General features: G+C 76.1%; 13 protein-coding genes. 4 read left to right on the forward strand and 9 right to left on the reverse strand.

Annotated features, from left to right (window positions below):
* The first annotated feature begins 21 nt into the window (after positions 1-21).
* Complete coding sequence (locus tag ACGBYP_RS06560) at positions 22-1,344, forward strand: ABC1 kinase family protein (protein WP_411582463.1); 1,323 nt, start codon at positions 22-24, stop codon at positions 1,342-1,344.
* A 67-nt stretch (positions 1,345-1,411) separates the two neighbouring features.
* On the opposite strand, the gene ACGBYP_RS06565 is transcribed toward ACGBYP_RS06560, so the two are convergent.
* From ACGBYP_RS06565 to ACGBYP_RS06580, 4 genes are all read right to left on the reverse strand, one after another.
* A complete protein-coding gene (locus ACGBYP_RS06565; protein WP_411582464.1) occupies positions 1,412-1,576 on the reverse strand; it encodes a hypothetical protein in 165 nt (54 codons plus the stop codon).
* A 121-nt stretch (positions 1,577-1,697) separates the two neighbouring features.
* Positions 1,698-2,036 carry a WhiB family transcriptional regulator gene (locus ACGBYP_RS06570; protein ID WP_411582465.1) on the reverse strand — a complete coding sequence of 113 codons (339 nt, stop codon included), beginning with the start codon at positions 2,034-2,036 and terminating at the stop codon, positions 1,698-1,700.
* Positions 2,037-2,189: 153 nt separating this feature from the next.
* Positions 2,190-2,522: a hypothetical protein gene (locus ACGBYP_RS06575; protein WP_411582466.1), complete on the reverse strand. Its 333-nt coding sequence runs from the start codon at positions 2,520-2,522 to the stop codon at positions 2,190-2,192.
* A 196-nt stretch (positions 2,523-2,718) separates the two neighbouring features.
* Positions 2,719-4,728, reverse strand: a complete 2,010-nt coding sequence (locus ACGBYP_RS06580) for an ATP-dependent helicase (RefSeq protein ID WP_411582467.1) — start codon at positions 4,726-4,728, stop codon at positions 2,719-2,721.
* A gap of 154 nt (positions 4,729-4,882) precedes the next feature.
* Here ACGBYP_RS06580 and ACGBYP_RS06585 point away from each other — a divergent pair, with 154 nt between their 5' ends.
* The 3 genes from ACGBYP_RS06585 (at position 4,883) to ACGBYP_RS06595 (ending at position 6,554) form a co-directional block, all read left to right on the forward strand.
* Complete coding sequence (locus ACGBYP_RS06585) at positions 4,883-5,146, forward strand: mycoredoxin (RefSeq protein WP_411582468.1); 264 nt, start codon at positions 4,883-4,885, stop codon at positions 5,144-5,146.
* Between the two features lie 80 nt (positions 5,147-5,226).
* The gene (locus tag ACGBYP_RS06590; RefSeq protein ID WP_411582469.1) at positions 5,227-5,886 is read left to right on the forward strand and encodes an ANTAR domain-containing protein; all 660 of its coding nucleotides are present in this window, start codon (positions 5,227-5,229) and stop codon (positions 5,884-5,886) included.
* Positions 5,835-6,554: a uridine kinase gene (locus tag ACGBYP_RS06595; RefSeq protein WP_411582470.1), complete on the forward strand. Its 720-nt coding sequence runs from the start codon at positions 5,835-5,837 to the stop codon at positions 6,552-6,554. Before ACGBYP_RS06590 ends, ACGBYP_RS06595 begins: the two co-directional genes overlap by 52 nt.
* 28 nt (positions 6,555-6,582) lie before the next feature.
* Here ACGBYP_RS06595 and nudC read toward each other — a convergent pair whose 3' ends face one another.
* From nudC to ACGBYP_RS06620, 5 genes are all read right to left on the reverse strand, one after another.
* Positions 6,583-7,545, reverse strand: a complete 963-nt coding sequence (gene nudC, locus ACGBYP_RS06600) for an NAD(+) diphosphatase (RefSeq protein WP_411582471.1) — start codon at positions 7,543-7,545, stop codon at positions 6,583-6,585.
* On the reverse strand, positions 7,542-8,897 hold the full coding sequence (locus ACGBYP_RS06605; RefSeq protein ID WP_411582472.1) for a M16 family metallopeptidase: 1,356 nt from the start codon (positions 8,895-8,897) through the stop codon (positions 7,542-7,544). The genes nudC and ACGBYP_RS06605 overlap by 4 nt, the downstream gene beginning before the upstream one ends.
* Entirely contained in the window at positions 8,894-10,204 is a 1,311-nt protein-coding gene (locus tag ACGBYP_RS06610; protein WP_411582473.1) for a M16 family metallopeptidase, read from the reverse strand. Before ACGBYP_RS06610 ends, ACGBYP_RS06605 begins: the two co-directional genes overlap by 4 nt.
* A gap of 72 nt (positions 10,205-10,276) precedes the next feature.
* Positions 10,277-11,176: a DUF2510 domain-containing protein gene (locus tag ACGBYP_RS06615; RefSeq protein WP_411582474.1), complete on the reverse strand. Its 900-nt coding sequence runs from the start codon at positions 11,174-11,176 to the stop codon at positions 10,277-10,279.
* A gap of 21 nt (positions 11,177-11,197) precedes the next feature.
* Complete coding sequence (locus ACGBYP_RS06620; protein WP_411582475.1) at positions 11,198-12,616, reverse strand: dipeptidase; 1,419 nt, start codon at positions 12,614-12,616, stop codon at positions 11,198-11,200.
* Between the last annotated feature and the right edge of the window lie 34 nt (positions 12,617-12,650).

Consider the following 12,650-nt stretch of genomic DNA (forward strand, 5'->3'; position numbering starts at 1 on the left):
GCGACAGGGGACACTGTGGGGGTGAGTGACACGGGGCGCGACATCCCACGGGGGGCGGTGTCCCGCACGGCCCGCCTGGCCGCACTGCCGCTGGGCGCCGCCGGCCGGGCCACCCTCGGCATCGGCAAGCGCCTGTCCGGCCGGCCGGCCGACGAGGTGAACGCCGAGCTGCAGGAGAAGGCGGCCGAGCAGCTGTTCGCCGTCCTCGGCCAGCTCAAGGGCGGGGCCATGAAACTGGGCCAGCAGCTGTCGATCTTCGAGGCCGCGGTGCCCGAGGAGATGGCCGGGCCCTATCGCGAGGCGCTGGTCAAGCTGCAGGAGGCGGCCCCGCCGATGCCGGTGCGCACCGTGCACGCGGTGCTGGCCCAGCAGCTGGGCGCCCGCTGGCGGGAGCGGTTCCGCCACTTCGACGACACCCCGGCGGCCGCCGCCAGCATCGGCCAGGTCCATCGCGCCACCTGGCGTGACGGCCGCGACGTCGCGGTGAAGATCCAGTACCCCGGCGCCGGCACCGCCCTGATGGCCGACCTGAACCAGCTGGCGCGCTTCGCCCGGCTCTTCGCGGCGATGTTCCCCGGCATGGAGGTCAAGCCGCTCATCGCCGAGCTCAAGGCCCGGGCCGAGGAGGAGCTCGACTACGGGCTGGAGGCCGACGCGCAGCGGGCCTTCGCCCAGGCCTACACCGACGACGACCAGATCGTCGTCCCGCGGATCGTGGCCAGCGCCCCGAAGGTGATCGTCTCCGAGTGGCTCGAGGGCACGCCGCTGTCGCGGATCACCGCCGAGGGCACCCGGGAGCAGCGCGACCGGGCCGGCCTGCTGATGGCGGTGCTGCACTTCTCCGGCCCGCAGCGCGCCGGGCTGCTGCACGCCGACCCGCACCCGGGCAACTTCCGGCTGATGCCCGACGGCCGGCTCGGGGTCATCGACTTCGGCGCCACCGCCCGGCTGCCCGACGGGCTGCCCGAGCCGATCGGCCGGCTGGTGCAGTGGGCGCTCGCCGGGCGGGCCGAGGACGTCCTCACCGACCTGCGGGCGGAGGGCTTCGTTCGCCAGGACATCCAGGTCGACGCCCAGGGCGTGCTCGACTTCATCCTGCCGTTCCTCGCGCCGCTGTCCACGCCGTCGTTCCGGTTCACCCGCGCCTGGATGCAGGAGCAGGCCCTGCGGATCGGCGACCCCCGCAGCGACGCCAGCCGGCTGGGCCGGCAGCTGAACCTGCCCCCGGCGTACCTGCTCATCCACCGCGTGACGATCGGGTCGATCGGCGTGCTGTGCCAGCTCGACGCCGAGGCGCCCTACCGCGGCGTCTGCGAGGAGTGGCTCCCCGGCTTCGCCGGCTGAGCCGGGCCGGGACGTCCCCGGTCGGGAGACCGCGGTCTCCCGGCCGGGGACGACGTGGGCGCCCCGGTCACCAGACGGCGGAGCTGGCGCGGGCGGCCCGCTGGGACGCCTGCTCGGCACGCCGGGCCCAGCGCCGGGCGCTGGCCACCCGGCGGGCGCGGGAGGCCTGGTCGGCCTCGGCCAGCCGCTCGGCCTGCCGGCTGCGGACCAGGCCCTGGTCGATCATGTACATGACGGTTCCTCCGGACGGAGCGCGCCGGCGGACGGCGCGACGGACTGGCAACGGTCGACGGGACGCCCGGCGCGGGGACGCCGGACGGCGGGACGGCGGGGAGCACCCGGCGGCTGCCGCCTCACGCGGCGACCTCCGCCCGGACCTTGCGGGGACGGCCCCGGGGCCGCTTGCGGGCGATGACGACCCCCCGGTCGAAGATCTCCCCGCCCCAGACGCCCCAGGGCTCGGCCCGGTCGAGGGCGCCGGCGAGGCAGGCCGCCTGCACCGGGCACTCGACGCACAGGCGCTTGGCCTGCTCGAGCTGGTCGGGGCTCTCGGCGAACCACAGGTCGGGGTCGGTGACCCGGCAGGGCAGCGCCCGGCGGACGACCTGCCCTGCCGGTACCCGGGTGGACACGTGCGTGCGGTCGAGCCCGGGCCGACGGTGGGACGTCGCGGGGTCGATCGTGGTGTGCACGGTCGCTCCTCCTCTTCCTCAGTCAGTGCGTCCGGTCGGCGGAGACCCGCCGACCAGTGGTCGGTGGGGGCCGCGGACAAGGCCTGAGAAGACAGAGGCCGCGGTTCCCGGTGTCCGGGAGCCGCGGCCTCGAGGAGGTCCAGCCGAGCTGTGTCAGCTCAGGAGGGCTCTTCGGGGCAGGTCACCCGGGGTGCTGCTGGTGCGCTCGGCGTAGCCGCCGTTGGTGGCGGGCAGGCGCTGGGCGCCGATCTCGACGGCGGGCAGGGCATCGGGGCCGGTCGGCAGACCGGTGGTGCCGAACGCGCCCCAGCCGGTCTTCGAGCCACGGAGCCGGACGGCCATGCCGGCGAACGGCAGACCGGTGGTGGTGGACGGGGCACCGGCGGTGGCCGTCGCCAGGACGGCGGGGCGCACGGAGGCAGCGCAGCGGCCGGCAGCCGGAGAGGTCACGGTGGTGCCGACGGTCGTCGTGTCGGTGCTGTTCACGGGGCCCCTCCTTCCGGGGACGGAGCCCGGCCTCTCGGCCGGTCTCGGTGCTGGCTGGTGCGTGGGCGTGCGGTGGTGCCGGTGCGTCCGGGATCACTCCCAGGTGGTGCAGCGAAGGCTAGGGGACCCGCCACCGGGGGGTCAACCGATTAACGGCGATTCCTGCAGGAGCGTGTTCCCGCTGGTCAGCGAGCCGTCAGGCGTCGATGGCCGCGAGGACCCCGGCGCCGTAGAGGTCGAGCTTGCGGGAGCCCACCCCGGGCAGCCCGGACAGCTCGGCGAGGCTCGAGGGGCGGGCCTCGGCGATCGCCTGCAGCGTCGCGTCGGTGAAGACGACGTAGGCCGGCACCGAGGCCTCCTGCGCGGCGCTGCTCCGCCAGGCGCGCAGCCGCTCGAACAGCTCGCCCGCCTCGCCCTCGAGCACGACCCTGGCCCGCTTCACCGGGCGGCGGACCGCCGCTGCGGCGTCCGGGGCGAGGCCGTCGAGGAAGCGGCTGCGCGGGCGGGACCGGCGTCCGCCGGGGTTGCGGGCCAGCGACCAGGACAGCGTGAGCTGCTCGCGGGCGCGGGTCACCGCGACGTAGAGCAGCCGCCGCTCCTCCTCGACCGCCTCGGGGCGGGACTGCGACTGGGCGATCGGCACGACCCCGTCGACCAGGCCGACGACGAACACGGCGTCCCACTCCAGGCCCTTGGCCGCGTGCATCGAGGCCAGCGTGACCCCCTGCACCGTCGGGGCGTGCTGGGCGTTGGCCCGCTCGGCCAGGTGGGCGACGAAGCCGGCCAGGTCGAGGGTGGGCTGCTCGGCGACGAGGTCGACGGCGAGGTCGACCAGGGCGGCCAGCGACTGCCACCGGTCGCGGGCGGCGCCACCCGGCGGGGGCCGGTGCTCGGCCCAGCCGACGGAGGCCAGCACGTCGCGGACGGCGGGCACCAGCGCGCCGGGGTCGTTGCCGCCGGCGGCCGCGCCGCGCAGCAGCACCACCGCCTCCCGCACCTCGGGGCGCTCGAAGAACCGCTCGCCGCCCTTGAGGACGTAGGGCACACCGAGGTCGGCCAGGGCCGACTCGTACACCTGCGACTGGGCGTTGATCCGGAACAGCACGGCGATCTCGCTGGCCGGCAGGCCGCTGTCGACCAGCTCGCGGCAGGCCCGGGCCACCGCCGCGGCCTCGGCCGGCTCGTCGTCGTGCTCGACGAACCGGGGTGCGGGGCCCTCGGCGCGCTGGCCCAGCAGCCGCAGCCCGGGCAGGCCCTTGCGGGGCGGCGCCTGGCCGATGAGCTTGTTGGCCAGCCCGACCACCTGCGGCGTGGACCGGTAGTCACGCTCGAGCTTGACCACCTCGGCGTCGCCGTAGCGGTCGGCGAAGCCCAGCAGGTACTCCGGGTCGGCGCCGGTGAAGGAGTAGATGGTCTGGTTCGGGTCGCCGACGACGCACACCTCGGCGCGGCCGCCGAGCCAGGCGTCGAGCAGCCGCTGCTGCAGCGGGTTGACGTCCTGGTACTCGTCGACGACGAAGTGCCGGTACTGGGCGCGCACCTCGCGGGCGACGTCGTGGTGCTCCTCGATGGCGTAGGCGGTGACCAGCAGCAGGTCCTCGAAGTCCAGGGCCCCGTCGCGGGACTTGGCCTCCTCGTAGCTCTGGTAGACCGCGGCCACCGCGGCGGCGTCGAAGGGCAGGTCGCGGCCGGCCGCGGCGGCGCGCGCCGGGTAGTCCTCGGGGGTGGCGAGCGTGGTCTTGGCCCACTCGATCTCGCTGGCCAGGTCGCGCAGGCTGGTGCGGTCGGTGGTGAGCCGGTTGCGGGTGGCCGCGCCCGCGACGACCCGCAGCTTGTTCTCGATCAGCTCGGGCATCGGGCCGCCGAGCACGCGGGGCGCGAAGTACCGCAGCTGGCGCATCGCCGCGGCGTGGAACGTGCGGGCCTGCACCCCGCCGACGCCCAGCGCCGACAGCCGGCCGCGCAGCTCACCGGCGGCGCGGGCGGTGAAGGTCACCGCGAGCACCTGCTCGGGCACGTACTCCCCCACGTGGACGCCGTAGGCGATCCGGTGCGTGATGGTGCGGGTCTTGCCCGTGCCGGCGCCGGCGAGGATGCACACCGGCCCCCGCACGGCCGCCGCTGCGGCCCGCTGCTGCTCGTCGAGCCCGGACAGGACGGCGTCCGCTCCCGCGCCGCCGTCGGTGCCCGTCCGCGCGCCTGCCACGTCTGTCGTCCCCACGGGGCGATCCTCCCAGCCGGGACCGACGGACGGGGGAAGCATCCCCAGGGTGGCGGCGTTCTGCGAGCGGCACACCCCCGACGTCGGCGCACCCCACCCGGGTGTCCCGCCCGGGGGACGACGAGGGAGGATCCACCAGATGAGCGCTCCGGCAGCCGCGGTGACGATGTACACGACCAACTGGTGCGGCTACTGCATGCGGTTGAAGAAGCTGATGCAGCGCGAGGGCATCGAGTTCGCCGAGGTGAACATCGAGGAGGTCGACGGCGCCGCCGACATCGTGATGGCCGCCAACGGGGGCAACCAGACCGTCCCCACCCTGGTGTTCACCGACGGCACGGCGCTCACCAACCCGAGCATCGACCAGGTCAAGGCCCAGCTCGCGGCGTCACCCCGCGCGTGATCCCCGGACCGCGGCCCTCGGGGGGCGACCACCGCCTCCCGGGAGGCTGCGGTGGGGCGCCGGCCGGCGACGAGCCGGCCGTGCGCCCGCCCGTCCCCGTCGTGTTCCCGCCCGAGGCGGTGCACGGCCCCTCGGGTGGCCCGGCGGCCCTGGTCGTCCGCACCACCCGCGGCTGGGCTGTGCTCAGCGGCGACCGGGACGCCGGACCCCCTGCCGAGGCCGACGGGCTCACCCTGGTCGAGGCCATGACCCTGGCCGACCTGCTCGCCAGCGAGCTGGGCGCCGGGCCCGAGCCCGACCGGGCCAGCCGACGGGCCGCCCGCACGGGCGCTGCACCGGCCGCCGAGGCCGTCGACCCGCGGGACGCCGAGATCGCCGCCCTGCGCCGCACCGTGGCCCAGCTCGAGCACGCCCTGGCCGCCCGGGTGTCGATCGAGCGCGCCATCGGCGTGCTGGCCGAGCGGCACGGCTGCACGCCGCGCGAGGCCTTCGAGGAGCTGCGCGGCCGCGCCCGCTCGCAGGGCCGTCCGGCCGCCGCGCTGGCCGTCGAGGTCCTCGACGGGCTCCCGTTGCGCGCCACGGTCCCCGGCCAGCGCCACGAGCACCACCCCGGGGAGCCCGGCCGCCGTCCGGCGACGGGCGCCGGCCACCCCGTGCCGCGCCCCGAGCAGGCGCGCGCCGACCACCCGTGTCCGGAGCGTCCCGCCGACGACGACGCCGTGCCCGGGACACAGAGCTGACCACCCCGCTCCCGCTCTCCCCCGACGCGCTCGCCGACCGGCTGGCCGCCCTGCTCGCCGCCGTCCCGCCCGAGCCCGGCGCGGCCGCTCTCCGGGTCGCCGTCGACGGCCCCGAGCTGCCCGGGAGCCCGGGCGTGACCGGGCCGCGCGTGCTCGCCGGGGCGCTCGCCGAGCGGCTGCCGACGCTCAGCCGGCCGGCCGCCGTCGTCCCGGCGGAGGGGTTCTACCGGCCGGCGTCGCTGCGCCTGGAGCACGGGCGCACCGACCCCGACGCCCGCTACAGCGACTGGCTGGACTCCGGGGCGCTGGCCCGGGAGGTGCTCGACCGCTGCGGTCCCGGTGGGCCGGGTGAGTACCTGCCGGCGCTGTGGGACCTCGAGCGCGACCGGGCGGCCCGGCTGCCGCACCGGCCGGCGCCCGGGGGCGGGGTGCTGCTGGTGCCCGGGTCGCTGCTGCAGGGGCTGGGGCTGGCCTTCGACGTCGTCGTCCACCTGCGACTGTCCCCGGCCGCGCGGCGGCGGCGGGCACCGGCCGACCGGGCGTGGGAGCTGCCGGCCTTCGACCGCTACGACGACGAGGTCGACCCGGTGTCGCTGGCCGACGCGGTGGTGCTCGCCGACCACGCCGACCGCCCGGCGCTGGTCCTCCAGGGCCGCTGGTCGGCCTGAGCCCGCCCTGGTGCGGGGGCGGACCCGATCAGCTTAACTCGCCGGCCACCCAGCGGTCGATGATGTGCCGGGCGATCGAGACGTTCGGCGGCAGCGCCTGCGGTCCGGTGCCCGAGCGCAGCTCGTCGCGGCTGAACCAGCGCGCCTCCTCGATCTCGTCGTGGTCGGGCACCAGCTGGAGGTCGGTGGCCCGGGCGACGTAACCGAGCATCAGCGACTGCGGGAACGGCCACGGCTGGCTGGAGACGTAGCGGACGTCGGTGACCCCGATGCCGACCTCCTCCTCGACCTCGCGGGCGACCGCCGCCTCGGCGGACTCCCCCGGTTCGACGAAGCCGGCCAGGATCGAGTACCGGCCGGCCGGCCACGTGGCCTGCCGGCCGAGCACGCACCGGTCGCCGCCGTCGTGCACGAGCATGATCACGGCGGGGTCGGTGCGGGGGAAGATCTCGCGCCCGCTCGCGGGGTCGTGCTGGGCCCAGCCGGCCCGCTCGACGGTGGTGGGGGCGCCGGTGATCGGTGAGAACCGGTTGCGCTCGTGCCACTCGATGATGCCGATCGCCTGGGACAGCAGCCCGGCGTCGAGGTCGCCCAGCTGGGCACCGACCTGGCGCAGCCCGGTCCAGGTGTCGACCGGCCGACCGCCGACCGTGCCGGGGCGGGGCGCGCGCAGGGCCGCGTACGGGACGCCGTCGGCCTCCCCCAGGTAGATCGCGTCCTCCGGCCAGGCCGCGCGCTCGTCGTAGACCAGCTCGGGACCGTGCGGCCCCTCGTGCACCGGCACGGTGCGCTGGTCGTCGACCAGCAGCACCCGCACCGGCCGGCCACGGGACGGGTCGGGCAGCAGCCGCTCGAGGTGCCCGCGGTCGTGCGCCGTACGCGACAGCAGCGGGACGTCGGTGACCGCGCCGGCCCGGCTGTCGTCGGGCCACTCGCCGCGGGGAGGCGGCGGGTTGTCGGCCGTGGTGCTGCCGCCCTCGGGGACGGTCACGGCTGGGCTTCGGCGGCAGGCGTGCTGACCTCGACCGGCCCGAGCACCCGGAGCTGGTCGGCGACCTGGTCGGCGTCACCGACGACGACCGCGGTGAGCGCCGAGGGCGCCAGCCACTGCCGCGAGGCCTCGGTGACCTCGTCGATGCCCACGGACAGCAGCGCCCGCTGGTGCTCGGCCAGCCACTCGGCCGACAGCCCCGCCCCGAGCAGCGCCGACAGCGTGCTGGCCAGCCCGCCGTGGGTCGCCGTCCCGAGGGCCATGGTGCCCAGCAGGTAGCGGCGGGCCGAGTCGAGCTCGGCCTCGGTGACCGGGGTGAGCGCCATCCGGCTGAGCTCGTAGACGGTCTCCATCAGCGCCGGGCCGGTGACGCCGGTGGCGACGTCGGCCTCGACGGTGACCGAGGAGCCGGCGAGCAGGTGCTCGACGCCGCTGCGCGGGCTGTAGGTGTAGCCGCGGCGCTCGCGGATGTTCTCGACCAGGCGGGAGGAGAAGTAGCCGCCGAACACCATGCTGGCCAGCCGGAGCGCGGGCAGCTGCGGGTCGGTGCGGCCGGGTGCCCGACCACCGAGACGCAGGTTGGACTGGACGGCACCGGGCCGGTGCACCAGCTGCAGCGGCTGCGCCGGCGTCGGCGGCACCGGTGGGGCGGTGACCGCGGTGCCCTCGGTGGTCCAGCCGGCCAGCGCCGCCCCGACCAGGTCGGCGGCCGCGGCGGGGTCGACGTCGCCGACCAGCACCAGCGTGCTGCCGGCCGGGCGCACGCGCTCCCGGTGCAGCTTGCGCAGCGCGGCCGGGGTGACCCCGGCGACCAGGGCCGCTGAGGGCAGCTGCTGGCCGTAGGGGTGGGCGCCGTACCGGCGGGTGGCCAGCGCGGTGCCGGCGATGGTGCGCGGCTGCGAGCGGGCGATCTCGATCCGCTCGACCACCCGGGCCCGCTCGGCCTGGACCTGGTCGCCCGGGTAGGTCGCCGAGGTCAGCAGCTCGGCCAGCACGTCGAGGACCGGTCCGAGACCGGTGCGCAGCATGGTGGTGGAGAACAGCAGCCGGTCGGCGTCGTCGGAGACCGACAGCTCGCCGCCCTGGGCCTGCAGCAGCTGGGCGATCTCGAGCTGGTCGTGCGCCGCGGTGCCCATCAGGACCGCGCCGGTGAGCACCGAGGCCCGGGCGGTGTGCGCCGCGGCGGTGCGCGCGGTGGCCGCGAAGGGCACCCGCAGCCGCAGCTCGACCAGCGGCACGCCGGGACGCGGGACGACGACCAGCCGCAGCCCGTTGGGCAGTGTGGTCTCGTGCACCTCGGGGACCAGGGCCGGGCGGGGGTCGCCCAGCGGGGGGACCAGGGACGCGGTCACTTGGATCCTCCGGTCGCGCGCAGTTCGAGGACGGCGGCGGTGTCGGGCGAGAGCCCGGCGGCCGCCGTCCGCACCTGGTCGGGGGTGACCCGGGCCAGCCGGCCGGCGAGCTCGCCGGCCAGCTCGGCGCGGCCGTGGACGAGCTCGGCGGAGGCGAAGCCGAGCGTGCGGCCGAGCACGGAGTCGGCCTGCTGGAGCAGTTGCGCCTCGATCCGGGCCTGGACCCGGGCGAGCTCGGCCGGGTCGACGCCGTCGGTGGCGACCCGGTCGACCTCCTCGTGCACGGCGGTCAGCACCCGGTCGACCGGCACGTCGGCCGAGTGGTGCACCTCGGTGACCAGCAGCGTGGCGTCGCGGACGTCGAAGGGGTCGCCGAACAGGCCGAGGTAGCTGCTCTGGCCGACCGCGATCCGGTCGGTGTGCAGCAGCCGGCGCTCCAGCCGGGAGGCGTCGCCCTCGCTCAGCAGCTCGGTGAGCAGCACGGTGCCCAGGTAGGTGTCGAGGTCACCGACCGGGTCGGGCACCCGCCAGCCGAGGGCCACGGCGGGCAGCGGGGCCAGCCGGTCCTCGACGACGCCGCGGCGGACCGTGGTGGGCGAGGGCTCCCCCACCACCGGGGCCGGCGGCGCGGGTCGGGCCGGGACGGCGTCGAACCAGCGGCGGACCAGCACCTCGGCCTCGGCCGGGTCGAGGTCGCCGCCGATGCACAGCACCGCGTTGGCCGGGGCGTAGTAGCGGTCGAAGAAGTCCAGCGCGTCGTCGACGGTGGAGGACTCCAGGTCGACGAAGGAGCCGTAGCCGTCGTGGGTGTTGGCGAAGCTCTCGAACGCGATCGGCGGCAGCTGCAGCCAGGGGAAGGCGCCGTAGGGCCGGTTGAGCACGTTGACCCGGATCTCCTCCTTCACCACGTCGATCTGGTTGCGGAGGTTCTCCTCGGTGATCGCCGGGGCCGCCATGCGATCGGCCTCGAGGAAGATCGCGCGCTCCAGCGCCTCGGAGGGCAGCGCCTGGAAGTAGTTCGTGTAGTCCTGGTGGGTCGACCCGTTGAAGGTGCCACCGGCGGCCTGCACGAGCCGGGCGTGCTCCATCTTCGGCACGTTCGCCGACCCCTGGAACATCATGTGCTCGAAGAGGTGGGCGAACCCGGTACGACCCGGGGGCTCGGACCTCATGCCGACGTCGTAGTAGACGCTCACGGCGACGACGGGAACGCTCCGGTCCGGCGCGAGCACCACCCGCAGCCCGTTGTCGAGCGTGAACCGCTCGACCGGGTGCCGCAGGGTCAGGTCGGCCCCAGCTGCTGTCACGACCCGACCCTAACCGCGCTGCACGACACGCCGGTCGCCGGGACCGCTGCCGCCACCCGTCCGGACGACGCCTCAGAGCACGTCGACGTCGTCGAGGACGCGGTCGATCGACCCGTAGAGCTCGGCGTGGGTGTCGGGGATCGACAGGTACAGCAGCGCCGGGGACGGCTCGCCGACGTCGATGAGCAGCAGGGCCGCCCGCTCGCCGCTGGCGTCGAAGCCCTCGACGTCCCAGCTGAGGTCGAACTCGTAGAGCCAGGCGTCGGCGCCGTCGACGGTGCGGGCCTCGCTGCGCAGCACCTCGCGCTGGTTGGGCGCCGGGTAGTAGCTGGTGCGCACCCGGTCGGCGACCGCCTGGACGGTGCCCTGCAACGTGCCCGTGCCGCCGCCCCAGCCGAAGCCGCTCGCCAGCGGGCCGGAGGTGCACTGGGCGATGAAGTCCTCGTTGCCCGGGGCGTCGTCCTGGGTGACGAAGTACTGGCCCGCGGTGGAGGTCGTCTCGGCGACGTCGCCGCGGTCCCACTCGAACCAGCCGTCGCCGAGGAACGGGTAGGAGATGCCGGCCTCGCGGTCGAAGATGCGCACGGTGCCCGGCGGGAACGTGCTGGTGGGCGAGCTGGGCGCGGCCTGCGGTGCGCGCTCGTCGTCGTCGGTCCCGGAGGTGCTGACGACCACGGCCACGAGCAGCAGGACGAGCGCCAGGCCCAGTGCGCCGAGCGTGACGAGCAGCCCGGTGGACGGCGTCCGGCGGGGCCGGGCCGGCTCGGGCGTCCCCCAGGCGTCCCACGCCGGGGCGGGCTCCGTGCTGGTCCGGCCCGCGGGCTCGAACGACCGGCCCACGGTGACGCCCGGCCCGGCGGGGGTGGTGACGTCCGACCAGGTCGACCCGCTCCACCAGCGCACCAACCCGGCCCCGCCGTCGGGGTCCGGGTACCACCCCGGCGGCGGGCCGGCCTGCCCCGGTCCGGTCACGTCAGCACCGTGGGTCGCCGGTCAGCCGGTGAAGCGGACGCCGGCGAGCTCGCGCCACAGGTGCGCGGTGGCCTCGGCGCCGCGGTACAGCATCGGCAGCAGCACCCGCTCGTTGGGCGAGTGGATGCGGTCGGTGGGCAGCCCGGCGCCGAGGAACAGCAGCGGGGCGCCCAGGATGCCGGCGAGGTCGGCCTCGGGGCCGCTGCCGCCCTCGCGGGTGAACAGCACCTGGTCGGCGTCGGTGTCGAAGGCCTGCGCGATCGAGCGCAGCAGGGCGTCCATCGCCGGGTGGTCGAGGTCGCTGGCGCAGGGGGCGACGCCGCCGGCGGGCACGTGCACGTCGGCCTCGATGCCCTCGGGGACGTTGGCCTGCACCCAGGCGCGGACCTGCTCGCCGAGGTCGGCCGGCACCTGGTCGGCGACCAGCCGGAAGGTGATCTTGGCGTGCGCCTCGGCGGGCACGATCGTCTTGTGGCCGGGGCCGGTGTAGCCGCCCCACATGCCGTTGACCTCGGCGGTCGGGCGGGCGCCGACCCGCTCCAGGGTGGTGAACCCGGCCTCGCCGGAGGCGACCCGGGAGGCGGCCGGGCCGGCGAGCCAGGCGGCCTCGTCGAAGGGCACCCGGCCCATCAGCTCACGCTCGCGGTCCGACAGCGGGCGCACCTTGTCGTAGAAGCCGGGCAGGGTGACCCGCCCGGACTCGTCGTGCAGGCCGGCGACCAGCTCGGCCATCGCGTGCAGCGGGTTCGGGACGGCGCCGCCGAAGGAGCCGGAGTGCAGGTCGACGGCCGGGCCGCGCAGGGTGATCTCGGCGTCGGCCAGCCCGCGCATCGCGGTGACGGCGCTGGGGACGTCGGGGGCGGCCATGCCGGTGTCGCTGACCACGATCACGTCGCAGGCCAGCCGGTCGGCGTGCTCCCGCAGCAGGTCGGCGAAGTACGGCGAGCCGGACTCCTCCTCGCCCTCGACGATCAGCTTGACGGTGACGGCGGGGGTGTCGCGGCCGGTGGCGGCCAGGTGGGCGCGCATGCCGAGCAGGTGGAAGGCGACGTTGCCCTTGTCGTCGATGGCGCCGCGGGCGTGCAGCTCGGGGCCGGCCGCGGTCTCGACGACGGTGGGCTCGAACGGCGGGTGCTCCCACAGCTCCAGCGGGTCGACCGGCTGGACGTCGTGGTGGCCGTAGACCAGGGCGACCGGTGCATCGGCGTCCGCGGAGGGCCACTCGGCGTAGACCGCCGGGGCGCCCTGGGTCTGCCAGACCTCGACGGTCGGGAAGCCGGTGCGGCGCAGCGCCTCGGCCAGCCACTCCGCGCTGGCGGCGACGTCGCCGGCGTGCGCCGGGTCGGCCGAGATCGACGGGATGCGCAGCCAGGCGTCGAGGTCGGCGTGCAGGTCGTCGAGGTGGGCGGTGACGAAGTCGCGTTCCGCGGAGCTGCTCACGCCCCGCACGCTATCCCGCCGTCCCGGCCGTCTC

This window comes from Modestobacter sp. SSW1-42 (assembly GCF_046635825.1).
GTDB lineage: Bacteria > Actinomycetota > Actinomycetes > Mycobacteriales > Geodermatophilaceae > Modestobacter.

Coding starts and splice junctions, on each gene's coding strand:
- ACGBYP_RS06565 (WP_411582464.1), bottom strand. CDS start 1,576: ATGTACATGATCGACCAGGGCCTGGTCCGCAGCCGGCAGGCCGAGCGG.
- ACGBYP_RS06585 (WP_411582468.1), top strand. CDS start 4,883: ATGAGCGCTCCGGCAGCCGCGGTGACGATGTACACGACCAACTGGTGC.